Origin of the sequence: Comamonas fluminis (genome assembly GCF_019186805.1) — a bacterium.
Lineage (GTDB): Bacteria > Pseudomonadota > Gammaproteobacteria > Burkholderiales > Burkholderiaceae_C > Comamonas > Comamonas fluminis.
In genome coordinates this window covers 592405-617590 of record NZ_CP066783.1, presented here as the reverse complement: position 1 = coordinate 617590, position 25186 = coordinate 592405, and the positions used below count along the sequence as shown (strand labels likewise).

Sequence of the window (25186 nt, the reverse complement as noted above, 5' to 3'; positions counted from 1 at the left end):
ATGCTACGCGCAGCAAAAAGAAATTTTCATTCAATTTTTAGTCAAAAGTGACTATAAATTTCTACAAATACCTTGTTTGAATTTTTATTCAATAAAATTCAGATCAATGAATGAAAATTCCATATCTTTGGACTCGGTCGATCTGCAACTACTGCGCCAGTTGCAGCGCGATGCCAGCCTCAGCAATCAGGCGCTGGCCGCTTTGCTGCACCTGTCGCCCCCCACCTGCCTGCGCCGCGTCAAACGCCTGCATTCACTGGGTCTGATCGAAAAGCAGGTCGCCATACTGAACCGGGAACAACTGGCACAAGTCACAGGTCATGGCCTGCAGGCCATTGTCGAAGTGTCTCTGGACAGGCAAGACAGCAGCTCCCTGCTGCAGTTTGAGCACAAAGCCATTGCGCAAAGCAGTGTTCAGCAATGCTGGCGTGTTTCCCCGGGACCAGACTTTGTACTCATCATTGCCACCTTGGATATGCCGTCCTATCTGGCCCTCAGCCAGAAGCTGTTTACACAGGATGCCAATGTGCGCAATGTGAAAGCGTTCTTTGCAGTAAAGCGCGCGAAATTCACCACTGAGCTGCCAATGCCCTGAACGACGCAAGCAATCACTGCCTTCGTACTCCACATTAGATTATTTCAGCTGTGGCATAAACACCTCTCGCAATTGTTATAAATTGATACAAGTTAATTGATTTGAATTATTCTTCATTCTTTTGAACCCACGCATTCGCCCGATGCCCCTGCATCAAAGGATTCATCGCAGAACCTATCCCGTGCGCGCTTCCCATATGGGACTGGGCGGGTTGGTAGTGGCCGCGAGTCTGGCTTATCAACCGGCGAATATGGTCTGGTGGGCATTCACTGCTGTCAGTGCTCTGGCCTGGCCACATATTGCGTATTGGCATTCCTGTCGCCAGCGCGACCCGGTTCAATCCGAATATCTGAATGCGCTGGTTGATTCACTGATCGTGGGCTGCTGGATTGCACTATTGCACTGGAGCCTGCTGCCCAGTATTTGCATCATGGCCATCAGCCTGTCAGATCGCTCGTTTCTGGGTTTGAAAGAACGCTGGCTGCACTTTGTCATTGCCTTGCTGCTGGGCGCAGGCATCATGGCTGCGCTGATACAGCCCAGCCCTCAGTGGCTGGCGCCTCTGGGGGTGCAGATCAGTCTGCTGCCGCTGGTTATTCTGCATACAGCCTATACCAGCCATTCAACTCGCCGAATACTCAAGGAACTGGCACGGCAGAATCAGCAGCTCAAATTACTGGGCCGCATAGACCCGCTGACCACGGTTTACAGCCGCGATTACTGGTGGCAAAAGGCCCGCACTGCACTGCGCCTGCAGCACACCCGTAATGAACAGACATGCCTGCTGGTCATTGATATTGACCATTTCAAACGCATCAACGATGAATACGGCCATATCGTTGGCGATGAAGTCCTGAAACTGATTGGACTGAGCATTCGTCAGTGCCTGCGCAGCAACGATATTGCTGGCCGTTATGGCGGTGATGAATTCACGGTGCTGTGCAAGCATGCCAAAGCGGAAGACGCTTATTTTGTGGCGCTGCGCATTCGCGACAAACTGGCGCAGATTCGGGTGCGTGAGCATCCGCAATTGCGCATCAGTGCCAGTATTGGTGTGGCAGCAGCAGATTCCAGCTTTGAATCGGTGGCCGACTGGATCAATGCGGCCGACTCGGCCCTTTACAGCGCCAAAACCGCAGGGCGCGACCAGGTAATAGATGCCACCCATCCGCCTGCGAATCGTCCAAGCAATAGCCCGGCCACCATTCCAATGCCCGAGGGCAAAACCGCTCTGCCAGCCAGAGAGCAGGATGCCGTGGTTTGAGCCAACCCTGAGGCACTCTATTGGGCAGCAGCTACCTGCGGCCAGAACATATGCAGTTCGCAGCCCAGCCCGGTCTGGGCCTGTATGTGTGCCTGCCCCCCATGGCGCTGGCAAATGCCTTGAATCAAGGCCAGCCCCGTGCCCACGCCTTCAAACTCATTTTCACGGTGCATGCGCTGAAAAATACCAAACAGGCGATCGGCGCGAGAGCCGTCAAAGCCGCAGCCGTTATCACTCACCACCATCTGCCAGCCGCCTTCGACCGCTTGCACCGCCACGCCAATACGGGCCAGTGCCTGCTGGCGACTGAACTTGACAGCGTTGGACAGCGCAGCCGTCAAAGCCTGCTCCAGCAACGGCGCATCCGCCTCAAGCTGCACACTGCATGAGGGCAGTTGCCACTCAATCGCCCTGCCCGCGCATTGCGGCTGCAACTGGCTTTGAATGCGCTGCAGCATGGCTTGCAAGTCCACCGCCTGCCATTGCAGCGGCTGACGTGCTGCGCGTGACAGCACCAGCAGGCCATCAAACATGGCACCCATGCGCTGCGCCGATTGATCCATGGTCTGCAGGAAGCTGCAAGCCTCCTGCAGGTCATCGGCCCCGGGATTGGGCTGCTGCAGCAGCTCGGCAATCAAGGGGTTGAATGCCAGCAAGTGGCGCAGCGGCGCCCGCAAATCATGCGAGACCGCATGCACCCATTGCTGCTGGGCACTGCGCAGCGCAGCCAGCTCAGCATCGCGCCGCGCCAGCAGCGCCAGCGCTTCTTCCAGCGTCTGAGGCGCTATGCTTTCTAAAGCTTGCTGCGCTTTATCCATCAGGGCTTTGGCAGCTTTTCAGGGCGTTGCCAGTTGCTGATGCTGACCTGCTTGCCACGGCCCACCGTCAGGCTGCCGGGCTCGGTGCTCTTGGTCACGGTAGAGCCGCCACCCACAGTGCCGCCCGCACCAATCGTCACCGGAGCCACCAGCACGCAGTTGCTGCCAATGTGCACATCAGCCTCTATCACGGTGCGATGCTTGTTCACTCCGTCGTAATTGGCTGTGATGCTGCCAGCGCCGTAGTTCACACGCTCGCCCACCGTGGCATCGCCCAGATAGGCCAGATGATTGGCCTTGGCGCCATCGGCCATGGTGGAGTTTTTCACTTCCACAAAGTTGCCGATATGCACTTCGCGACCCAGCTTGGCACCGGGACGCAGACGCGCAAACGGGCCAATCAATGCGCCCTGACCCACTTCAATCCCGGCATTTTCACCGTCGATATGCGTGAAGGGGTGAATGACGGCGTCTTCGGCAATGTTCACATTGCTGATATGGCAGTTGGCACCAATCCGGGCCCCCGCACCAATCGTCACATTGCCAGTGAAGATGCAGTTCACATCAATCTCCACATCCTGCCCGCAAGACAGACGCGCCTTGGTGCCGCGCGTGTCGTCACGCACGTCAAAGCGCTTGGGGTCGGCCATGCGCACGCCCTGCTCCATCAACTGGCGGGCTTGGCGCAACTGGTGCGCACGCTCCAGCTCAGCCAGTTGCAGCGGGCTGTTCACCCCGGCCACCTGCAGCACATCGCTGATGCGATGCCCCACCACAGGCACGGCATCCTGCACGGCCATGGCGACAATGTCGGTCAGGTAGTACTCGCCCTGGGCATTGTTGTTATTGAGCTTGGAGAGCCAGACCTTCAAATGCTTGGCTGGAACGGCCATGATGCCGCTGTAAATCTCGGTGATGGCGCGCTCAGCATCGTTCGCGTCTTTTTGCTCCACGATGCGCTGCACCGTGCCAGCCTCGTTGCGCACAATGCGGCCATAGCCTGTAGGGTCGGGCATGCTCACCGTCAGCAGCGCCAGCTTGTCGCTGCCCGCTGCATCCACCAAGCCTTGCAATGTGGCGGCCTGCGTCAGGGGCACATCTCCCGAAAGCACAACCACCAGGCCGTCATCGGCCAGCTGGGGAATTGCCTGCTGCACCGCATGGCCGGTTCCCAGCTGGGGCTCCTGACGCGCAAACAGCAAGTCAAAACCGGCTTCAGCGCTTTGTGCGCCTGTGAGAGCTGCTTCCACTTCTGCAGCACCATGACCCGTAATCACCACGGCAGAGCGCGCCTTTAGCTGCGCGGCCGTATCCAGCACATGCTGCAGCAGGGCGCGACCGGCCAGCTTTTGCAGCACTTTGGGATGGCGGCTTTTCATGCGGGTGCCTTTGCCGGCGGCCATGATGACGATGTCCAGAGGTGCGGTCATAGTTGTTCGTGAGGTCAATAACCAGCCAATTATCGACCCATACCCGGCTGCGTACCCGTCAGCCCGTGCAACAAAGGCATCAAACCGGCATTCAAGGCCGTATGCTTGTGGCTTCATGCCCCACGCCACCACCAGCCCCACCCCGCTGCTTCGCACCCGCGCCATTGGCGCTGGCCATCTGCGCGCTTTTCTGGCCGTGGCCCGGCATCTGAACTTTCGTGCAGCCGCCGATGAGCTGGCACTGACCCAGTCTGCCGTCAGCCGCCAGATTCAATCACTGGAAGACGAAGTGGGCGTACCCCTGTTTCTGCGCCATTCCCGCGCTGTGGAGCTGACCGGCGCTGGCGCCCAGTTGCTGCATGCCGTGCAACCCGCGCTGGAGTCCATTGACGCCACGGTGCGCCAGATTCGCCAGACCGTGGGGCGCAAAAGCGTGGCCATCACCACCTGGGCCAGCTTTGCCGCCATGTGGCTGATTCCGCGCCTGGAGGCTTTTCAGCGCACCCACCCTGATATTGATATCCGCATCGACACGGGCGATGCCGTGGTCGATCTGGAAACCACCGACGTAGATCTGGCCATACGCTACAGTGCCAGCGTGAGTGATGCATCTGCCCAGTCGCTGTTTGGCGAAGAACTGGTCATCGTCGCCAGCCCCGCGCTGCTGCAAAACGGCCCGCCGCTGCACAAGCCTGCCGACGCCGCGCTCTATACCCTGATCGAAACCGGCGATGTACACCGCATGCCCCAGCTGGAATGGCTGAGCTGGCAGCGCTGGTTTGCCGCCAACCACTGCGATCAGCTGCAGCCGCCGCGCTGGCTGTACTTCAACTACGCGCACCAGATTGTGCAGGCCGCCCTGGCCGGGCAAGGCCTGGCCATTGCCCGCCTGCCGCTGGTGGCCGATGCGCTGGCTGCGGGCCATCTGGTAGAAGTGCTGCCACAGCAACGCCTGGCATCTCCCCTGTCGTACTGGCTGCTGCAAGGCCCGCGCAGCAAGGAACGCCCCGAAGTACAGGCTTTTTGCCAGTGGCTGATGGCTGAGGCGCAACAAACCTGCAGCGCCATGCAAAGCGCCGAGTCATAAAAAGAGAGCTGCCAGCGCTTGATCTATGCAGTGTTCAAACACAAAGTGATTTGAAACACAGCAGCATCAAGCGCGAACAGCTCTCTTTTTAAAAGCAGGGCACTGCAACCAAGAGACAGCAAGCAAGGGCCGCCCCGCAGCGAGGCTGTCGTCCCCCTTCCCTAGCGCGCAGCGCGTAGAGAAAGGGGGAAGGCGCAAAGCGCCTCAGGGGGTTAGCTCAAGGTCACTCGCGCAAACTTGCGCTTGCCCACCTGCAGCACAAAGGTGCCAGCGTCCAGCTTCAAGCCCTTGTCGCTGATGACCACGCCATCCACGCGCACACCACCGCCGTCGATCAGGCGGTTGGCTTCGCCGTTGGAGGCGGCCAGATTGGCCTGCTTGACCAGGGCCGCAATGCCGATGGGCGCGCCGGACACGCTCACTTCAGGAATGTCATCAGGAATGCCGCCCTTGGAGCGGTTGATAAAGTCCTGCTCCGCCGCCTCGGCTGCCGCAGCGCTGTGAAAGCGCGCCGTGATTTCCTTGGCCAGCAGCACCTTGGCGTCCTTGGGGTTGCGTCCGCCTTCAATCTCCAGCTTGAGCGCTGCGATTTCGGGCAGGCTCATGAAGGACAGCAGGGTGAACCAGTCCCACATCAGGTCGTCCGAAATCGACAGCACCTTGGCAAACATGGTGTTGGCGTCTTCGGTGATACCGATGTAGTTGTTCTTGGACTTGGACATCTTGTGCACGCCATCCAGCCCCACCAGCAGCGGCATTGTGAGCACACACTGCTGCTCCTGCCCATATTCAGCCTGAAGGTGACGCCCCATCATCAGGTTGAACTTCTGGTCCGTGCCGCCCAGTTCCAGGTCGGCCTTGAGCGCCACCGAGTCATAGCCCTGCAGCAGCGGGTACAGAAACTCGTGCAGGCTGATGGAGCTGCCTTCGGTAAAGCGCGTGTGAAAGTCGTTGCGCTCCATCATGCGGGCCACGGTGTACTTGGCCGACAGTTCGATCATGCCGCGCGCGCCCAGCTTGTCGCACCACTCGCTGTTGTAACGAACCTCGGTCCTGGCCGGGTCCAGCACCTTGGCGGCCTGGGTGTAGTAAGTCTCGGCATTGACCTTGATCTGCTCGGCCGTCAGTGGCGGGCGTGTGCTGTTGCGGCCAGAAGGGTCGCCAATCAGCGTGGTGAAGTCACCAATCAGGAAAATCACCTGGTGGCCCAGATCCTGCAGCTGGCGCATCTTGTTGAGCACCACGGTGTGACCCAGGTGGATGTCGGGCGCCGTTGGATCCAGACCCAGCTTGATGCGCAAAGGCACACCCGTGGCCTCGGACTTGGCCAGTTTCTGGACCCATTCGTCTTTGGGCAGCAGCTCATCGACTCCGCGAAGAGTGACTTCCAGGGCCTGGTTCACTCTGTCGGTCACGGGGTAAGTTGTAACAGCAGATTGATTCATAAGGGTTTTTCGGCAGGCGCGGTAGGACGCGATCGATATACTTGGGGGTTTGGTCTCGCGGCCAATTCTAGACTGCTCCCTCATAGTGACCTCTTTGGATGGACTTATGGCACGGTTGAGCTGCTGGAGACGTGTCAGCCGCGACTTATGCCAACTTCTCAGACACGTTTTCCAAGGATCTCCGATTTTGATGACTGGCTTGAAAAATGCCGGCGGTACACTGATGGCACGGCTGACATCGGCTTTGCAAAAACACCCCAAGCGCGCCTCGGCTGCGCTGGCGGCTGTCTTGCTGACCGGTGGCAGTGGCGCCTTCGCTGTGGCCAACCTGGGCCCCGACCCCGCCGATCTCCCCGTTCGCACACTGACAGAACCCGTTGTGTCTCTGGCCACCGGCCATGACCTGGCCGAGCTGACAGACCTGCAGGCGTTCTCCCTTTACCGCTCCGAGACTGTTCGTAACAACGACAGTTCCGAGTCGCTCCTGCAGCGCCTGGGAATTGCAGACCCTCAGGCTGCAGCTTTCATGCGCTCGAACAACGATGTTCGCCAGAACATACTAGGCCGCGTTGGCAGACTCGTCAGTGCTGAGGTTACATCCCAGCATGAACTCTCCAAGCTGACCGTGCGCTGGGCGCCTGATGATGATGGCACCTTCAAGCGTCTTATCGTCGAGCGCAAGGACGGCAAACTGGCTACCCGCACGGAAACAGACAAGCTGGTGGCCACGCCGCGCCTGGCTGGCGGCATCGTCCGCAACTCCTTCTTCACCACCACCGATGACGCAGGCATTCCCGACAGCATTGCGGTGCAGATGGCCGATATTTTTCAGAGCGAGCTTGATTTCCATCGCGGCATTCGCAAAGGTGATCGCTTCGCCGTTGCGTATGAAGCCCTGGAGGCCGACGGAGAACCTCTGCGCGCTGGACGCGTGCTGAGCGCCGAGTTCCACAACAGTGGCAAGACTCTGCAAGCCATCTGGTTCCAGGAGCCTGGGCAAAAGGGTGGCTACTACACGCTGGATGGAAAGAGCAAACAGCAGGCTTTCCTGAACTACCCCGTGGAGTTCTCCCGCATCAGCAGCGGCTTTGCCATGCGTCTGCACCCCATTCAAAACACTTGGCGTGCCCACCTGGGAACCGACTTTGCCGCCCCTACAGGCACCAAGGTGCGTACTGTTGGTGAAGGCACAGTCTCCTTTGCCGGCGTGCAAAACGGCTACGGAAACGTTGTGTTTGTTGAGCACTCCAACCAGCGCACCACCGTGTACGCCCACCTGAGCAGCATGGATGTAAGACAGGGTCAGCGCGTTGAGCAAGGTGACGTGATCGGCGCCGTGGGATCAACAGGCTGGGCAACGGGCCCGCACCTGCACTTCGAATTCCGCGAAAAGGGTGAACAGCGCGATCCTCTGACGATTGCTCAGGCAACAGACTCGGCCAAAGCCATCTCCAAAGCATCCCGTCCAGCCTTTGACAAGCTGGCCGCACAGATGCGCGTAGAACTCGCTGCAGGCACTCGCTCCTACGCCATGGCAAGCGCACAGTAAGCCCCTTTTTCCGGGCGACGACTCTCAAGGGCTGCAGATGCAGCCCTTTTTCATGGGTTCAGCATCCGTATCGCCGCTAGCGCTTATCCATCAAGCGCCATGCGCTACAGCTAAGATAGTGCACACCTTCTTCTCGAATGCCTTTCATGCCCAACGCCATTGAACAAGCTGCCCAACGATCTCTGTACATCGGGCTGATGTCCGGCACCTCGCTCGATGGTGTGGATGGCGTGATCGTGGACTTCAGCCAGGGCACAAAGGTTCAGCAGCATGCCAGCTGTGATTTTGATAGCACGCTGCGTGCAGAACTACTGGCACTGAACAGTCCGGATGGCAATAACGAGCTGCACCGCGCCGCACTGGCAGCCAATGCCATTGCTCGCCACTATGCGCAGGTCGTTGCGCAGCTGCTGCAAGCCAGCGGCCTGCAGGCCAGCCAGATTGCGGCCATCGGGGCACATGGTCAAACCGTTCGCCATCGCCCTCAGATGTTTGATGGCACTGGCTATACATTGCAGCTCAACAGCCCCGCATTACTGGCCGAACTGACGGGCATCACCGTTGTGGCCGATCTGCGCAGCCGCGATGTGGCCGCTGGCGGTCAGGGCGCACCACTGGTACCGGCCTTTCATCAAGGCGTGTTTGGGAAAGAACAGGAAACGGCGCTGGTGCTCAATATCGGCGGCATTGCCAACCTCAGCGTGCTGGGCGCTGATGGCTCGGTGCTTGGCTTTGACACAGGCACCGGCAATGCGCTGATGGACGGCTGGTGCCTGCGCCACACTGGCAAGCCCTATGACGCGGGCGGCCAGTGGGCGGCCAGCGGGCAAGTCATCGTCGGGCTGCTGACCGCCATGCTGAGCGATCCCTATCTGGCACAAAGCCCCCCCAAAAGCACGGGCCGCGATCTGTTCCACGCCGATTGGCTAGCGGAGCATCTGCGCCAGCATGCGGCCCATGCCAGCCCCGCCGATGTGCAAGCCACATTGACCGAATTCACTGCCGCCAGTTGCGCTGATGCGGTGAAGCGTTTTGGCAAAGGCGGCAAGGAGTTGCTGGTGTGCGGCGGCGGCGCGCTCAATACCTGTCTGATGCAGAGGCTGGCAGCCTTGCTGCCCAATGTCCGCGTCACCACCACCGCAGACCGTGGCCTGCCGCCGCTGGAGGTTGAAGCCGCCGCTTTTGCCTGGCTGGCACGCCAATGCATGCGGGGCCTGCCCGGCAATCTGGCCAGCGTCACTGGCGCGCAAGGCCCGCGCATTCTGGGTGCCATCTATCCGGCCTGACAAAGCGAGCACAAAAAAAGGCGACCCAGCGGTCGCCTTTTTCATTTCAGGGGCTGTGCCTCAGTGGCCGCCCAGATAGATGAACTTGAACAGGAACAGGCCTGCAATCACCCACATGATCCAGTGCACTTCGCGCACTTTGCCGGTGAACAGCTTGAGCACGGCATAGGTAATGAAACCAAAGGCCAGACCGTTGGCAATCGAGTAGGTGAAAGGCATCATCAGCGCCGTAATCACCGCAGGCACGGACTCCGTGGTCTCTTCCCATTTCACCTCTGTCAGATCCTTGAGCATCAGGCAGGCCACAAACAGCAGCGCAGGCGCTGTCGCATAACCGGGCACCACACCGGCCAGCGGCGCGATGAACAGGCATGCCAGGAACAGGACGGCAACCGTCAGCGCCGTCAGGCCCGTGCGGCCACCGGCCTGCACCCCAGCAGCACTTTCCACATAGGCCGTGGTGCTGGAAGTGCCGAGGATGGAGCCAAAGAAAATGGCTCCAGAATCCGCCAGCAGCGAACGGTTGAAACGACCCATACGCTCAGGCACCAGCAGGCCTGCTCGGCGTGCCACGCCCATCAGCGTGCCAGTGGCATCAAACAGTTCCACAAGAAAGAAGACCAGCACCACATTGAGAATACCGCTCGTCACGGCGGTCTTGATGTCGAGCTTCATGAAGGTTGGCTCGATGGACGGTGGCATGGAGAACACGCCATTGAACTTGTTGCCGCCAAAGAAGAATGAGCCAACCGTCACCGCCAGAATGCCGATCAACAGCGCACCGGGCACCTTGAGCCGGTCCAGCACCACAATCAGCAAAAAGCCCACCGCAGCCATGATGACTTCGGGCTTGTGCAGATCGCCCAGCGTCACATAGGTATTCTGATCCGCGGCAACCACGCCCGCAGTTTTCAGCGCGATCAACGCCAGAAACAGGCCCAGACCCACAGTGATGGATACCCGTATGGACTGAGGAATGCCTTTGATGATGAGCTCACGCAGGCCCAGCATGGTGCAGATCAGAAACAGACAGCCGGAAACAAACACGGCCCCCAGCGCAGCTTCCCATGTGTAGCCCATCTTGAGCACCACGACATAAGCAAAATAGGCATTCAGCCCCATGCCTGGCGCCAGTGCGATGGGGTAGTTGGCATAGAGCGCCATGATGGTGGAGCCCAGCGCTGCGATCAGGCAGGTCGCGACAAACACCGCCCCCTTGGGCATGCCCGCATCCCCCAGAATCGAGGGATTGACGAACATGATGTAGGCCATTGAAAGAAAGGTGGTCAGCCCTGCCACCAGCTCCGTTCGCACATTGGTGTGGTGCTCGTTGAGTTTGAAAATCCGCTCTGTCCAGTTCATTGCATAGTCTCCGTGTTGTTTTACATGCAAGGCGCAACGTGAGGAACGCGCCAACTCCTGCCCCCGTTGCATTGGCGGTGCAGCACATGACCTTGCCCCGCAGCAATCAGCCATGATTCAGATTGGCTGCCGCCCGCGGGGCGACAACACCCTTGAGGAAAAGCTAGGCAGTGTGCCCCTGCACGGCATCCACTGCTCGCAAAATGGATTCCGATGTTGCGGGCGCCTGCAGCGGTGGGTCAACGCGGTGATCTCCCGCAGCCGACACAGCATCGCGAATGGCGAAGAACACCGAAAACGGCAGCAGCAGCGGTGGCTCGCCCACGGCCTTGCTGCGGTGAATCGAGTCCTCGTAGTTCTCGCCCTCAAACAGGCGCACATTGAAAACCGGCGGGCAGTCATTGGCCGTCGGAATCTTGTAGGTGCTGGGGGCATGCGTCATCAGCTTGCCGCTTTGCGGATGCCAGACCAGCTCTTCCGTGGTCAGCCAGCCCATGCCCTGAATGAAAGCACCCTCGACCTGGCCCACGTCCACGGCAGGGTTCAGCGAGCGGCCCACATCGTGCAGCACATCAGCGCGCAGCAGCTTCCATTCACCCGTCAGCGTGTCGATGGCCACCTCACTGACAGCAGCGCCATAAGCGAAATAGAAGAAAGGATGCCCCTTCATGGCCTTGCCATCCCAGTGCAGGCCCGGCGTGGCATAAAAGCCGTCAGACCATAGCTGCACACGCTGCAGATAGGCGCTGCGCACCAGATCGGCAAAGGCAACACTCTGACCGTTGACCTGCACGCAGTCATTGCCAAAGCGCACATCGGCTTCGCTACCGCCGTGCAGGCGCACTGCGCATGCGGCCAGTCGCTCGCGCAATTGGCGGGCCGCATCCTGGGCGGCCTTGCCATTGAGGTCAGCGCCGGTGGATGCTGCCGTGGCCGAGGTATTGGCCACCTTGCTAGTGTCCGTCGCCGTCACGCGCACTTTCTCGAAAGCCACACCCAGCTCATGCGCCACCACCTGGGCCACCTTGGTATTCAGGCCCTGCCCCATTTCGGTGCCGCCATGGTTCACCAGAATGGAGCCATCGGTGTAGATATGCACCAGAGCGCCCGCCTGATTGAAGTGGGCCACGTTAAACGAGATGCCGAACTTCAGCGGCGTCAGCGCCAGCCCGTGCTTGAGCACAGGGCTTTGCGCATTGAACACATTGATGGCTTCACGCCGGGCACGGTAGTCGCTGGATGCCTCCAGCTCGGCCACCAGTTCGTGAATGACGTTGTCGCTGACGGCCTGCTCGTAGGGCGTGACATTGTTCTGCCCCTTGCCGTAGAAGTTGATGCGCCGCACATCCAGCGGATCACGCCCCAGATTGCGCGCCACCGTATCCAGAATGTTCTCGATCGCGATCGCACCCTGCGGCCCGCCAAAGCCGCGAAATGCGGTGTTGCTCTGAGTATTGGTCTTGCCCATATAACCGTGCATGTCCACATCGGGCAACCAGTAGGCATTGTCGAAGTGGCACAGCGCACGCGTCATCACCGGCGCAGACAGATCTGCCGAGTGGCCCGCACGCGAGACCATGGAAATTTCCACGCCCAGCACGCGCCCCTCGTCGTCATGCCCCACTTCGTATTCGTACCAGAAGCAATGACGGCGCCCTGTAATCATGAAGTCATCATCACGGTCCAGACGCAGCTTCACCGGCTTTTTCAAACGCGTGGCCGCTACCGACGCAACGCAGGCAAACAGTGCTGATTGCGATTCCTTGCCGCCAAAGCCGCCCCCCATGCGGCGGCATTCCACATGCACGCTGTGCGAGGCCACGCCCAGGGCATGCGCCACCAAGTGCTGCATCTCGCTGGGGTGCTGGGTGGAGCAATGCACATGCACCGCGCCATCTTCCTTGGGGATGGCGTAGCTGATCTGCCCTTCCAGATAGAACTGCTCCTGGCCACCCACATCAAAGCTGCCCTTGAAGCGATGGGGCGCCTGTTCCAGTGCCGCACGCGCCCCGCCCTCGCGGGTGCTGCGCGCCAGATGCATGGGCGGCATCACATACTGGCCCAGCTCATGGGCCTTGTGCGGCGTCAGCACAGCAGGCAGCTCGCTGATGGTGGCAACGCTCTTGGCCAGAGCGGCAGCACGCCGGGCCGCATCGCGGTTGCGGGCAATCACGGCAAACAGGGGCTGGCCCACGTAGCGGATTTCGCCGTCACACAAAATCGGGTCGTCGTGAATGATGGAGCCGCAGTCGTTGACGCCCGGAATATCAGCCGCCGTCATCACATCCACCACATCGGGCATGGCGCGCACGGCATCCAGCGCCAGCGCCGTCAACTGGCCATGGGCCACGGGCGACAGGCCCAGCACGCAGTGCAGCGTGCCTTCCAGCTCGGGCAGATCGTCGATATACGCAGCCTCGCCCGCCACGTGCAAATGGGCAGATTCATGCTTGCGACTGATACCCACGCGGGTGCCTTGTTCATGGGCTTTGGCCTCCGCGCCTTCATTGACGCGATAGGCGGTGTTCTTGCGGTAGTCGGCAAAGGCTTCGGCGACCATCTCGCTCTTGAGTTCATGCGGGTGGTTCATCTCAGACTCCTTGCGCTGCAGCGACGGGAATAGCATGGGGCATGACGCTCCAGACGCTGGTGGCTTGTGTATTCATGGGCTGATCGACACGGGTTTCCAGCCACAGGCGCTGAATCAGGTTCTGCGCCACCTTCAGGCGGTAATCAGCGCTGGCGCGCATATCGCTCATGGGTTTGAAGTCTTGCGCCAGTGCTGCCTGCGCAGCCTTGACTCTTTCAGCATTCCATGCCTTCCCAAGCAAGGCAGATTCAGCGCCAGCAGCTCTCTTTACCGTAGCAGCCATTCCCCCAAAAGCCAGCCGCACAGCCTTGACGATGTCGCCATCCAGCTCCAGCGCAAAGCCTGCGCACAGAGCCGAGATATCGCAGTCAAAGCGCTTGCTGATCTTGTACGCACGCACCTGGCGCTGCATGGCGGGCAGCGGCACGGCCATGCCCTGCACAAATTCGCCAGGCTCAAGCTGGTTCTTCATATAGTCCACATAGAAATCCTGCAGCAGCATGCGGCGCACGCGCTCGCCCTTACGCAGTTCGATCTGCGCATCCATCGCCATCAGCACCGGCGGCGAATCGCCAATGGGCGAGCCATTGGCCACATTCCCGCCCATGGTTCCCGCGTGGCGAATAGGCGTGGAAGCAAAACGCAGCCACACATCAGCCAGACTGGGCACACGCGCCACCAGCGCGCTCCAAGCGGCCTCCAGCGAAGCACCGGCACCGATGTACAGCTCGCCACCTTCAGCATCAGGTCGCACCTCGATGCGCTTCATCTCAGCCACATCGCCCACATAGATCATGTCGCCCAGATCACGAAACTGCTTGTTCACCCAGAGGCCTACATCGGTGGACCCCGCCACGATGCGCGCCTTGGGCTTGGCTTCGCAGAGGCTGGCCAGGTCTACCAGCGTGCGCGGTGCATGGAAATGGTCGGTGCGCGCATTCTGCGTAGCCGCGTAGTTCAGCCCTGCACCCTCGGCATTGAGGCTTTGCAGCGCTGCCACGACGGGTGCAGTGTCCAGCCGCACGGAAGGCAGGTCAAACATGCGCTGGCCCGCATCCAGAATGGGGCGGTAGCCCGTGCAGCGGCACAGATTGCCCGACAGCTCATCAGCCAGTTGCTGACGCGAGGGCTGCGTGCCCTGCTGCTGGTGATGCTCGTAGGCCGACCACAGCGACATCACAATGCCGGGCGTGCAAAAGCCGCATTGCGAGCCATGGCAGTCCACCATGGCCTGCTGCACGGGGTGCAGATTCTGAGCCGCAGGCTTGCCAGCACAAGCGCCCTGGCCTGCCCCCTTGGCAGGGCACTGGCTTTTGAGATCTTCCACCGTGAACAGCGCCTTGCCATGCAGGCTGGGCAGAAACTGGATGCAGGCGTTGACGGTCTGCAGCTTCAGGCCGTTGATAGCCTGGGCATCACCCGCCTCAGCCAGCTCGCCAATCACCACAGTGCAGGCGCCGCAGTCCCCTTCGTTGCAGCCTTCCTTGGTGCCTGTGCAGTGCGCATCTTCACGCAGCCACTGCAGCACGGAGCGGGTGGGATGCGGGCCCTGCACCTCGACCACCTCGCCTCGATGGAAAAAGCGTATGGGTTGTGTGTTCTGGTTATGGCTCATGATCGTGGGACAAAAAGAGAAGAAATGCCTGCATGCAAGATGTATTCCACACGCAGCATTTGTCAATCAGGCAAGACTACGCGTGCCACGACAGCTTCTCATATGACAGTGCTCATAGCGGCTATGTAGCGCTGCATATATCCATGACCAAAATCAAGGGAGAACCCGCGGAAAATGCCCTGTTCCACGGGTAAGTACCAGGCCCACCTCTTGCCAAGGAGGATGAGCACCACTCACCAATTGATAGCTACAAGCGCTTTATAGATAGGTGATTCATTATGAATTTCAATTGAAATACATGTACCAAAAGCGCAAGCAGCTATCAATTTTCAGGCATCACCACCATCCGGGGCAGGGCGCACAGGCTCATCACTATCGAGCTGGCTGAACACCAGCGTGGCGGCCAGCGTCATCAGCGCCACAGTCACAAACGTGGCGCGAATGGCCAGCATGCGCTCATCGCTCTGGCCCGGCCACATCTCGGTAAAGCCGGTCAGCAGCGCACCCGCCAGCGCCACGCCCATGCTCATGGCCAGCATCTGCACCATGGACAGTAGGCTGTTGCCGCTGCTGGCAAATTCACCCTCCATATCCTTGAGGGTGACAGAATTCATGGCCGAAAACTGCATGGAGTTGAAGCCACCAAAAATGAACAGCTGCACCAGCAGCAGCCAGGTTGGCATGCCAGGCACCACCAGGCCAAACGACGCCAGCATCAGCGCCAGCATGACCGAGTTGATCTGCAGCACCCGCTTGTAGCCAAAGTGCTGCACGGTGCTGACGGCAAAGCGCTTGACCAGCATGCTGCCCGTGACGGTTGCCAGCATCATCATGCCGGCATTCATGGGCGACATCTGCAGGCCAATCTGCAGCAGCAACGGAATCAGAAACGGTGCAGCGCCGCTGCCAAAACGGGTGAACAAATTGCCCAGCAGCCCCACGCGCAGCGAACGCACCTTGAACAGTGCCGGGGCAAACAGCGGCTCCTCCACCTTCAGCGCATGCATCCAGTAGCTGGCCAGACTGGCCAGGCCAAACACCATCAGCACCACCACCAGCGCCATGCCCAGCCCCATGCCGGAAAGGCCATCCAGTGCCACAGATATGGCCACCATGCCAAAGGCCAGCATGGCGTAGCCCTTGCCATCAAAACGGTGCACAGGCACGGGCATGCTTTGCGGGAACCAGCGCCAGGTCGCCCACAGCCCGATCAGGCCCACGGGCACGTTGATCCAGAAAATCCAGTGCCAGCTGGCGTACTCCACCATCCAGCCACCCAGCGTCGGGCCCAGCAACGGGCCGATCTGGCCGGGAATCGCAATAAAGCTCATGGCCCGGATGAACTCACCGCGCGGATAGGTGCGCAGCACAGCCAGCCGCCCCACGGGCAGCATCATGGCACCGCCCACGCCCTGCACCACACGCGCAGCAACCAGAAATGGCAAGCTGGGCGAAAGCGCGCACAGCACCGAGCCCAGCACAAACAGAGCAATCGCCCAGCCATAGACGCGCCGGGTGCCAAAGCGGTCTGCCACCCAGCCTGTGGCCGGAATCAGCATGGCCGTGGTCAGCGCATAGGCGACGATGACAGACTGCATCTTCATGGGGCTTTCGCCCAGCTCCCGCGCCATGGCAGGCAGCGCCGTGTTGAGGATGGTGGCATCCAGCGACTGCATGAAAAAGCCTATGGCCACCAGCCACAGCAATCTTTCTTTATGAGGCGCACTGCTGTGCACGGCGGGCGTTTCACCCATAGGCAACTCCGGAGCTCAAAAAACAAAAAAGCCGCTGGGAAGCAGCGGCTTGAATGGTGTGCGCATGCCAGACCGAGGTGGCTGGCACGCTGATATGCATGGTGCTTAGACCGAGAAGCTGGAGCCGCAACCGCAGGTGGTTGTGGCGTTAGGGTTCTTGATCACGAACTGAGCGCCTTGCAGGTCTTCCTTGTAGTCGATCTCGGCGCCCACCAGGTACTGGTAGCTCATGGAGTCGATCAGCAGAGAGACGCCATTCTTGGTCATGGTGGTGTCGTCGTCGTTGGTGATCTCATCAAAGGTGAAACCGTACTGGAAACCGGAGCAGCCACCACCTTGCACAAACACGCGCAGCTTCAGGTCAGGATTGCCTTCTTCGGCAATCAGATCGGCCACCTTGGCAGCGGCGCTGTCGGTGAAGACGATGGGGGAAGGCATTTCGGTAGTCGTGGTTTCAGCAACGGCGCTCATGGCAATACTCCGTAGTTTCTTGATTGATCGAAATGGTACAGCAAGGGGCTCGGGAATACCGGTCGCATTGCTTTGTCGCCAGAGCAAGTGGGGGCTTTGCCCCACTGCAGCAACCCCGCCCGCAAACGCCCATAAAAAAACCGCCCGGAACTTGCGTTCTGAGCGGCTTTTTTGGGAAAGGCCCCGAAGAACCTTTCCAGCAGTGGAAACGAATTAACGCTTCGAGAACTGCTTGGCGCGGCGTGCGGAGTGCAGACCGACCTTCTTACGTTCGACTTCACGAGCATCGCGAGTCACGAAGCCAGCTTGGCTCAGGACGGGCTTCAGAGCTGCGTCATAGTCGATCAGGGCACGAGTGATGCCGTGACGAGTTGCACCGGCTTGACCGGATTCACCGCCGCCATGGACGTTCACTTGAATGTCGAAAGTCTCCAGGTTCTCAGTCAGAACCAGGGGTTGCTTTGCGATCATGATGGAGGTTTCGCGACCGAAGTACTGCTGAATGTCCTTGCCATTCACAGTAATCTTGCCGGAGCCCTTCTTCAGGAAAACACGAGCGACGCTAGACTTGCGACGGCCTGTACCGTTGTTCCAATCACCAATCATCTAGGTCTCCTTAGATTTCCAGAGCCTTAGGCTGCTGTGCGGTATGGGGGTGCTCAGCACCACCGTAAACCTTCAGCTTCTTGATCATGGCGTAACCCAGAGGACCCTTGGGCAGCATGCCCTTGACGGCCTTCTCGAGTGCACGGCCAGGGAACTTGGCTTGCAGGTCGCGGAAGTTGGTAGCAGTGATGCCACCGGGGAAACCGGAGTGACGGTAGTACACCTTGTCCAGGTTCTTGGTGCCAGTGACCTTGAGCTTGGAGGCGTTGATGATGACGATGTAGTCACCGGTGTCAACGTGAGGTGTGTAAATGGCCTTGTGCTTGCCGCGCAGACGGAGTGCCACTTCGCTGGCGACACGTCCGAGCACCTTATCGGTGGCGTCAATCACAAACCACTCGTGTTGCACCTCAGCGGGCTTTGCGCTGAATGTAGACATGAGTTTTCTCTTTCAAAGAGGGTTTGGCGGTCCCTTTTCCGCGGTCGGTGCTTCTTCTTGAAAAGACGAGTCTTTAAAGGAAGCCTCTTAGGCGGGGTTACTTGAACCGAGATCCAAGCCTTCGCCGCGGGAACCATAAAATCGCTGCGAAGCCCGCCATTATACAAAAACGCCGGAACCCGCGCGTTTTCGTGCAGCAGCCTGTTGTGAATCAGCCCCCAAAGGCCATTTCCCGCTCTGCACACAGGCGCCAACAGCCTTTAAAGACCACAGGGTAAAAAGTGCTGTTCCCCTCTTGCCCTGCTGGTTACCATCCCTTTCTATGTTCAGTTACCGCCACGCCTTCCATGCAGGCAATCACGCCGACGTGCTCAAGCACACCGTGCTGATTGCCACCGTGCAATACCTCACGCAAAAAGAGGCTGCGCTGACGGTGCTCGACACCCACGGCGGAGCCGGTCTGTACCGTCTTGATGGCGACTACGCCAGCAAGAGCGGCGAAGCCGAAGACGGCGTGCTGCGCCTGGCTGCTGCCAATGAGGCAGAACTCGCCCCCGTACTGCAGACCTATATGCAGCTGGTGCGCAGCTTCAACCAGGGCAATACCATCCGCAACTACCCCGGCTCGCCCTTCATCACCCAGTCGCTGCTGCGTGGTCATGACCGTTTGAAAGCTTTCGAACTGCACCCCACGGACATGCGCTCTCTGACGGGTAATATGGCCCAGCTGGAAGTCAAGCGTCAGGTGGCCATCTTGCTGGAAGACGGCTTTGAGGGCGTGAAGAAGTTTCTGCCTCCACCATCGCGCCGCGCTTTGCTGTTGTGCGATCCCAGCTATGAATTGAAGAGCGACTATGGCCGCGTGCTGGATATGGTGGCAGACAGCCTCAAGCGCTTCCCCACCGGCACTTATGCCGTCTGGTACCCCATCATTCCGCGCCCCGAGGCGCATGACCTGCCCAAGCGCCTGAAGACGATGGCCACCAAGGCTGGCAAGAGCTGGCTGCACGCCACACTCACCGTCAAGAGCAACAAGACCTCCGAGCGCGGCGGCCTGCCTGCCAGCGGCATGTTCCTGATCAACCCGCCGTTCAGCCTGAAAGAGCAGCTCAAGCCCGCCATGCCGCAACTGGTCAAGCTGCTGGGCCAGGACCCCAACGCGACATTCACGCTGGAATCTGGCGGGCACTGAGCCTCAAGAACAAGAGCTGACCAAAAAGCACAAAGGCACCCTCGGGTGCCTTTTTCGTTGAACCGTCTGCTGGCCAGCCCCTCAGCGGCGTCTGGCGTGCTGCCTGGTGCTGACCTTGCGCTTTTCCACTTTGGCCTGCACGGTTTGTGACTTGCCCTTGTGCCCGGCATTCAGCATTACTTCAGGGCAAGCTTCTTCGTTTTTACCCAGACGCCAGATTTCCACGGGCTTGATACCCAGGCCCATCATGCCGAGCTCCTTGGCGGCAGCTTTGCTCAGATCAATCACACGCCCCGGTGCAAACGGGCCGCGGTCATTGATTCGCACGACCACGGACTTGCCAGTCACGGCACTGCGCACGCACACCTTGGTACCAAAAGGCAGGCTGCGGTGCGCCGCTGTCATTTCATTGAGGTCAAAGCGCTCTCCGCTGGCGGTACGGCGACCATGAAACTGCTCGCCATACCAGGACGCCTGACCTTGCTGGTCACTGTCACGGGCCGGGGCCTTGAGTTCGTATTTATCGGGGTCATCGGCATCCACACGCGGCTCAACCGGTGGACGGACCGCCTTCACACCCAGGCCTTTATCTTTGTAATGGCTGGAGATGTAGTTATCCACAACTTGCGGCATGGCGGCGCTATCAGGACGCTCGACCTCCGGTGGGCCCATCACCCGCGAAGACAGGTCATAGCCATCCACACCCAGTTCGGTGGTGGCCACACGTTTGGCAGAGGCAGGGGGAAGCGCAGGCGCAGCAGCGGCACTGATCTGCACTGGATCAGCGCCTTCGCGTTCTGTGGTCGGTGCACAGCCAGCCAGCGCGGCGCTAAAAACGCCGAGGGCCAGCCAGCGGCACGATCGCCAGCAGCGGTTCATGCGGGACATGGGCGGATTGCCTCCTTGATTGCCTCAAGTGAGTGCCGCCCAAGACTGGCCCGGCCAGGGGCCAGGCACACAGGTGCTCAGAGCCCGAGTCGGTCGCAGATCTCCAGAGTGGCGACGCTCTGGTTCATCGTATAGAAGTGCAGCCCGGGAGCCCCCTGGCTGCGCAACTGCTCGCATAGATGGGTCACGACATCCAGGCCGAACGCACGAATGGATGCTGTGTCATCTCCGAACGCCTGCAGACGCAGGCGAATCCAGCGCGGAATCTCGGCGCCGCAGGCATCCGAGAAACGCATCAGCTGTGTAGAGCTGGTGATAGGCATGATTCCGGGAACGACGGGAGTCTCAATCCCCAGGGCCTTCACCTCGTCCACAAAGCGCATGTACGCGTCGGCATTGTAGAAGTATTGCGTGATGGCGGAATCTGCGCCAGCGCGTACTTTAGCAACAAATGCGTCCAGATCGCTGCGTGGGGACTTGGCTTGAGGGTGAGTTTCAGGGTAAGCGGCCACTTCAATATGAAACCAGTCGCCAAATTCCTGTCGCACGAATGCAACGAGATCGCTGGCGTAGTGGAACTCGCCGCCCAGCCCATAACCGCTTGGCAGGTCGCCGCGCAGGGCCACGATGCGCTTGACGCCCATGGCCTTGAGCTCGCTCAGCTCGGTACGTACGGATTCATGCGTGGCGCCGATGCAGGAGAAGTGCGAAGCCGCAGCCATGCCCTCGTTCTGAATGGCCTGCACCATGGAAAACGTGCCCGACTGGGTGGAGCCGCCTGCCCCGTAGGTGACGGAGCAGAACTGGGGCTTGCGCGCATACAGGGCCTGGCGCGTAGCCACATGCTTGGCCGCACCTTCGGGGGTCTTGGTAGGGAAAAACTCAAAGCTGACGGGAAAACTCATGGCTGCTTTTGTCTCTGGTTTCTGTGAATCTGACCGAGGGCTCAGGCCTCAGCGTTCGTTACGCTTCTTTTGCTTGGCACGACCGGGGCCGGGCTGACCAAAGCTGGCCGCCTCAGGGTCTTCATAAAGCTCCTGCTTGGCGCGCTGGGCCTTGATATCGGCACGCGAAGGGCGCTTGGCGGCAGTCTTGACAGCGGGTTTGGCGGTTTCCGCGTCTTCTGCAGCCACCGGTGCGGGTGCCTTGATTTCTGCGCCCTGCTGGGCCCAGACAAAGAATTCGTGATTACCGTCACCACCTTCAATGGGCGAATCCAGCCACTGCTTGACCGTCAGGCCCAGCTCTGCAAGGCAATCGCGAATGCGCTTTTCCACTTCAGCGTACAACGCCGTATCGCGCACAATGCCGCCCTTGCCAATCTGGCCGGGCTGCAGCTCGAACTGGGGCTTGACCAGCATCAGCAGCTGGCCATGGGGCTTTAGCACCTGCACCACGGCAGGCAGCACCAGCGTGAGCGAGATAAAGGACACATCGCCCGTCACAAAGTCAAATGCGGGCGTGATGTCGATGTTCTCAGTCCCTTCGCGGCGCTGCAGTTCCACGGGCGAGGAGCCTTCGGCCCTGGCTTTGGCCTTGGCGGCGCGCTCGGCCTTGAAGTTTTCGACGTCCTGCTCCTTGGCGTCGTCACTGTCGTCATAGTCTTCATCGACCTGACCGCCGTTGCGCATCCATGCATAAGGGGCAACGGGCTGGGTGTCGTTGTCTTCTTCTTCCTCGATGACGTCGCACAGCGCTTCGTCACAGGCTTTTTCCAGCGATTCAGGCGTCAGCGTGCGGGCATTGAAGCTCTCCACACAGACCACGCGCTCATCGCTGCGCAGACGGTCGTGCAGCTGGCTGTGGCCCACATCAATGCCAATCACCTGCGCGGCACCGGCCTGCAGCAGGCAATCAGTAAAGCCACCGGTGCTCTGCCCCACATCCAGGCAGCGCAGCCCCTTGACGGCAATACCCGTCGCAGCCAAGGCGCCTTCGAGCTTGAGGCCGCCACGCGAGATGTACTTGGCCTCTGCGGCATCCAGCAAGTTCAGCTCTGCGCCCGCAGGAATATCGTCGCCGTTCTTGGCAACCTTCTTCCAGGGTGCCAGAGGTGTCAGGCGCCACTCGACGCCCGAAGCAATCAGACGCTGAGCCTGTGAGCGCGTGGAAGCATGACCTGCTTCCACCAAAAAAACATCTGCGCGCATAGCGTCGCTTCCTTTGAAATAAACCGGCGCCAAGCGCTGCACTTGATGCGCAGCGGGCAAAAGAAATCTTTTTAGATAGCTGTTTGCGCTTGATACACCTTAATTTCAGATAAATATGCATCTGAAATCAAGAAACAACGTGTGCAAGCAGCTATCAAATTTAAACCACGACAGCCGCTCACTAATACTGGCAGAGCCTAGCAAAGTGACAGCGAGCAAGCGCCGCCGCGCAGCGAAGCTGTCGTCCCCCTCCCCTAGCGCGCAGCGCGTAGAGAGAGGGGTGAAGACGCGCAGCGCCTCAGGGGGTGCTTAATAGCGATAAGTCTCAGGCTTGTAAGGGCCTTCCTTGCTCACGCCGATATAGGCAGCTTGCTCGGTGGTCAGCTCGGTCAGCATGGCGCCCACCTTCTTCAGGTGCAGGCGGGCGACCTTTTCGTCCAGGATCTTGGGCAGCACATAGACCTTGCCCACTTCGTAGGCGTCGGGGCGGGTGAACAGCTCGATCTGCGCCAGGGTCTGGTTGGCAAACGAGTTGGACATCACGAACGAGGGGTGGCCGGTGGCGCAGCCCAGGTTCACCAGACGGCCCTTGGCCAGCAGGGTGATCTTCTTGCCGTCAGGGAACTCGATCTGGTCGACCTGGGGCTTCACTTCTTCCCACTTGTACTTCTCGATGGAAGCAACGTCGATTTCGTTGTCGAAGTGGCCGATGTTGCAGACGATGGCCTGGTCCTTCATGGCCACCATGTGCTCGTGGCGGATGATGTCCTTGTTACCGGTGGTGGTCACAAAGATATCGGCCTTGTCGGCAGCGTATTCCATGGTCACGACCTTGTAGCCTTCCATGGCGGCTTGCAGGGCGTTGATGGGGTCGATCTCGGTCACCCACACTTGGGCAGACAGAGCACGCAGTGCCTGGGCCGAGCCCTTGCCCACGTCGCCGTAACCGGCCACGCAAGCCACCTTGCCGGCGATCATCACGTCGGTGGCGCGCTTGATGCCGTCCACCAGCGACTCGCGGCAGCCGTACAGGTTGTCGAACTTGGACTTGGTCACCGAGTCGTTCACGTTGATGGCGCGGAACAGCAGCGTGCCCTTGGCCGACATTTCGTTCAGGCGGTGCACACCGGTGGTGGTTTCTTCGGTCACGCCCATGATCTGGGTCGACTTGCGGCTGTACCAGGTGGAGTCCACGGCCAGCTTGGCCTTGATGGCGGCGAAGACGATCTTTTCTTCTTCCGAACCGGGGTTGGCCAGCACGGAGATATCCTTCTCGGCGCGCTTGCCCAGGTGCATCAGCATGGTGGCATCGCCGCCATCATCCAGAATCATGTTGGGGCCTTCGCCTTCGGTGCCCTTGGCGCCGAATTCAAAGATGGCGTGGGTGTAATCCCAGTAGTCCTTCAGCGACTCGCCCTTGATGGCGTACACGGGCACGCCGGTTTCGGCGATGGCGGCGGCAGCATGGTCCTGGGTGGAGAAGATGTTGCACGAAGCCCAGCGCACTTGGGCGCCCAGCGCCGTCAGCGTCTCGATCAGCACGGCGGTCTGGATGGTCATGTGCAGCGAACCGGTGATGCGCGCGCCCTTCAGGGGCTGCTTCGCAGCGAACTCTTCACGCACAGCCATCAGGCCAGGCATTTCGGTTTCGGCAATCTTGATTTCCTTGCGGCCCCAAGCGGCCAGGGAAATGTCGGTAATGGCCGAATCGGCGGGGTTGAAGCGCACAGCAGCGTTCATGGTTTTCTCCAAAAAATGAATGAAAAACCACGTTCTGCGCAAGAAGGAAAAGCCGTCTCACCGCACAGAAAGCGTGGGTGAGCGTCGTTGCGGGGGTATGAATCCGAGCCTCACGCCCCGCTGATGCCGCGCTAATGGTGCGGCTGGGGAACGCTGCAACGCTCCTCGGATGAGCCGCGATTATACCGGCAAGCTGTTGTCAGAGCGCCAGACCGACCAGCCGATAACCCACCTGCAGCTCGGTCAGCAGATGGGCGGGCTGGGCCGGGTCGGCCTCGATCTTCTGGCGCAGATTGGCCATGTGCACGCGCAGATAGTGCGGACGATCCAGGTATTCCGGGCCCCAGACCTGCAGCAGCAGCTGGCGGTGCGTCATCACCCTGCCCTGGCCCGCAATCAGTGCCGCCAGCAGGCGGAACTCGATAGGCGTCAGGTGCACGGCCTGGCCGGCGCGGCTGACCTCGTGCGTGGCCAGGTCCACCAGCACCTCGCCAAACTGCGCGCGGCTGCGGGGTTTGTCGGCCGTGGTCACCTGCTGGCGGCGGCGCAGCATCACGCGCAGGCGGGCCAGCAGCTCGGGCACGCCAAAGGGCTTGGTCAGGTAGTCGTCGGCACCGGCATCCAGCGCGGCCACTTTTTCTTCTTCGCGCTCGCGCGCCGACAGCACCAGGATGGGCAGCTGGCTCCAGCCGCGCAGCTCGGCGATCACGGTTTTGCCATCGGCATCGGGCAGACCCAAATCCAGCACCACGGCGTCGGGCTGGCGGCTGGCGGCGTCGATCAGTCCGCGCTTGGCGGTCTCGGATTCAAACACCTGCCAGCCTTCGTCTTCCAACGCCAGGCGCACAAAGCGGCGGATGCTGGCATCGTCTTCAATCAGCAAAATGCGGGGGCTGTGATCCATA

21 protein-coding genes and 1 riboswitch are annotated in these 25186 nt (G+C 60.1%); of the genes, 6 read left to right on the top strand and 15 right to left on the bottom strand.

The window, feature by feature from the left end:
• The first annotated feature begins 106 nt into the window (after nucleotides 1–106).
• Both JDW18_RS03135 and JDW18_RS03130 read left to right on the top strand, forming a co-directional pair.
• A complete protein-coding gene (locus JDW18_RS03135) occupies nucleotides 107–595 on the top strand; it encodes an Lrp/AsnC family transcriptional regulator (protein WP_218242297.1) in 489 nt (162 codons plus the stop codon).
• 181 nt (nucleotides 596–776) lie between these two features.
• Nucleotides 777–1859: a sensor domain-containing diguanylate cyclase gene (locus JDW18_RS03130; protein ID WP_246610244.1), complete on the top strand. Its 1083-nt coding sequence runs from the start codon at nucleotides 777–779 to the stop codon at nucleotides 1857–1859.
• Nucleotides 1860–1876: 17 nt separating this feature from the next.
• Here the strand turns inward: JDW18_RS03130 and JDW18_RS03125 are convergent, their stop codons facing one another.
• Nucleotides 1877–2677, bottom strand: a complete 801-nt coding sequence (locus JDW18_RS03125) for a sensor histidine kinase (protein ID WP_218242295.1) — start codon at nucleotides 2675–2677, stop codon at nucleotides 1877–1879.
• Complete coding sequence (glmU, locus tag JDW18_RS03120; protein ID WP_218242294.1) at nucleotides 2677–4107, bottom strand: bifunctional UDP-N-acetylglucosamine diphosphorylase/glucosamine-1-phosphate N-acetyltransferase GlmU; 1431 nt, start codon at nucleotides 4105–4107, stop codon at nucleotides 2677–2679. The genes JDW18_RS03125 and glmU overlap by 1 nt, the downstream gene beginning before the upstream one ends.
• A 115-nt stretch (nucleotides 4108–4222) precedes the next feature.
• On the opposite strand from glmU, the gene JDW18_RS03115 reads away from it, so the two are divergent.
• Nucleotides 4223–5194 (top strand): LysR substrate-binding domain-containing protein, encoded by a 972-nt coding sequence (locus tag JDW18_RS03115; protein WP_218242293.1) that lies wholly within the window; start codon nucleotides 4223–4225, stop codon nucleotides 5192–5194.
• A 212-nt stretch (nucleotides 5195–5406) separates the two neighbouring features.
• On the opposite strand, the gene tyrS is transcribed toward JDW18_RS03115, so the two are convergent.
• A complete protein-coding gene (tyrS, locus tag JDW18_RS03110; protein ID WP_218242292.1) occupies nucleotides 5407–6639 on the bottom strand; it encodes a tyrosine--tRNA ligase in 1233 nt (410 codons plus the stop codon).
• Between the two features lie 190 nt (nucleotides 6640–6829).
• Between tyrS and JDW18_RS03105 the strand changes: the two genes are divergently transcribed.
• Both JDW18_RS03105 and JDW18_RS03100 read left to right on the top strand, forming a co-directional pair.
• The gene (locus JDW18_RS03105) at nucleotides 6830–8188 is read left to right on the top strand and encodes a M23 family metallopeptidase (RefSeq protein WP_218242291.1); all 1359 of its coding nucleotides are present in this window, start codon (nucleotides 6830–6832) and stop codon (nucleotides 8186–8188) included.
• A gap of 146 nt (nucleotides 8189–8334) precedes the next feature.
• Nucleotides 8335–9474: an anhydro-N-acetylmuramic acid kinase gene (locus tag JDW18_RS03100; RefSeq protein ID WP_218242290.1), complete on the top strand. Its 1140-nt coding sequence runs from the start codon at nucleotides 8335–8337 to the stop codon at nucleotides 9472–9474.
• A gap of 60 nt (nucleotides 9475–9534) precedes the next feature.
• On the opposite strand, the gene JDW18_RS03095 is transcribed toward JDW18_RS03100, so the two are convergent.
• From JDW18_RS03095 to rplM, 7 genes are all read right to left on the bottom strand, one after another.
• Nucleotides 9535–10836: an NCS2 family permease gene (locus JDW18_RS03095; protein ID WP_218242289.1), complete on the bottom strand. Its 1302-nt coding sequence runs from the start codon at nucleotides 10834–10836 to the stop codon at nucleotides 9535–9537.
• 163 nt (nucleotides 10837–10999) lie between these two features.
• Nucleotides 11000–13426 (bottom strand): xanthine dehydrogenase molybdopterin binding subunit, encoded by a 2427-nt coding sequence (xdhB, locus tag JDW18_RS03090; RefSeq protein WP_218242288.1) that lies wholly within the window; start codon nucleotides 13424–13426, stop codon nucleotides 11000–11002.
• A gap of 1 nt (nucleotide 13427) precedes the next feature.
• Nucleotides 13428–15041 (bottom strand): xanthine dehydrogenase small subunit, encoded by a 1614-nt coding sequence (xdhA, locus tag JDW18_RS03085; protein ID WP_218242287.1) that lies wholly within the window; start codon nucleotides 15039–15041, stop codon nucleotides 13428–13430.
• A 329-nt stretch (nucleotides 15042–15370) separates the two neighbouring features.
• Entirely contained in the window at nucleotides 15371–16795 is a 1425-nt protein-coding gene (gene mdtD / locus JDW18_RS03080) for a multidrug transporter subunit MdtD (protein WP_218242286.1), read from the bottom strand.
• A gap of 105 nt (nucleotides 16796–16900) precedes the next feature.
• Entirely contained in the window at nucleotides 16901–17266 is a 366-nt protein-coding gene (erpA, locus tag JDW18_RS03075; RefSeq protein ID WP_158385348.1) for an iron-sulfur cluster insertion protein ErpA, read from the bottom strand.
• 213 nt (nucleotides 17267–17479) lie between these two features.
• Nucleotides 17480–17872 carry a 30S ribosomal protein S9 gene (gene rpsI, locus JDW18_RS03070; RefSeq protein ID WP_218242285.1) on the bottom strand — a complete coding sequence of 131 codons (393 nt, stop codon included), beginning with the start codon at nucleotides 17870–17872 and terminating at the stop codon, nucleotides 17480–17482.
• Nucleotides 17873–17882: 10 nt separating this feature from the next.
• Nucleotides 17883–18311 (bottom strand): 50S ribosomal protein L13, encoded by a 429-nt coding sequence (gene rplM / locus JDW18_RS03065; protein WP_003059004.1) that lies wholly within the window; start codon nucleotides 18309–18311, stop codon nucleotides 17883–17885.
• A gap of 322 nt (nucleotides 18312–18633) precedes the next feature.
• On the opposite strand from rplM, the gene JDW18_RS03060 reads away from it, so the two are divergent.
• The gene (locus tag JDW18_RS03060; RefSeq protein WP_218242284.1) at nucleotides 18634–19503 is read left to right on the top strand and encodes a 23S rRNA (adenine(2030)-N(6))-methyltransferase RlmJ; all 870 of its coding nucleotides are present in this window, start codon (nucleotides 18634–18636) and stop codon (nucleotides 19501–19503) included.
• Between the two features lie 81 nt (nucleotides 19504–19584).
• Here JDW18_RS03060 and JDW18_RS03055 read toward each other — a convergent pair whose 3' ends face one another.
• The 5 genes from JDW18_RS03055 to JDW18_RS03035 form a co-directional block, all read right to left on the bottom strand.
• On the bottom strand, nucleotides 19585–20391 hold the full coding sequence (locus tag JDW18_RS03055) for a septal ring lytic transglycosylase RlpA family protein (RefSeq protein ID WP_425514771.1): 807 nt from the start codon (nucleotides 20389–20391) through the stop codon (nucleotides 19585–19587).
• Nucleotides 20392–20468: 77 nt separating this feature from the next.
• Nucleotides 20469–21296 (bottom strand): methylenetetrahydrofolate reductase [NAD(P)H], encoded by an 828-nt coding sequence (gene metF, locus JDW18_RS03050; RefSeq protein WP_218242283.1) that lies wholly within the window; start codon nucleotides 21294–21296, stop codon nucleotides 20469–20471.
• A 48-nt stretch (nucleotides 21297–21344) separates the two neighbouring features.
• Complete coding sequence (locus tag JDW18_RS03045) at nucleotides 21345–22541, bottom strand: TlyA family RNA methyltransferase (protein ID WP_218242282.1); 1197 nt, start codon at nucleotides 22539–22541, stop codon at nucleotides 21345–21347.
• Nucleotides 22542–22850: 309 nt separating this feature from the next.
• On the bottom strand, nucleotides 22851–24281 hold the full coding sequence (ahcY, locus tag JDW18_RS03040) for an adenosylhomocysteinase (protein ID WP_218242281.1): 1431 nt from the start codon (nucleotides 24279–24281) through the stop codon (nucleotides 22851–22853).
• Between the two features lie 72 nt (nucleotides 24282–24353).
• A riboswitch (S-adenosyl-L-homocysteine riboswitch) is annotated at nucleotides 24354–24454 on the bottom strand.
• Nucleotides 24455–24480: 26 nt separating this feature from the next.
• Complete coding sequence (locus tag JDW18_RS03035; RefSeq protein ID WP_218242280.1) at nucleotides 24481–25185, bottom strand: response regulator; 705 nt, start codon at nucleotides 25183–25185, stop codon at nucleotides 24481–24483.
• Between the last annotated feature and the right edge of the window lies 1 nt (nucleotide 25186).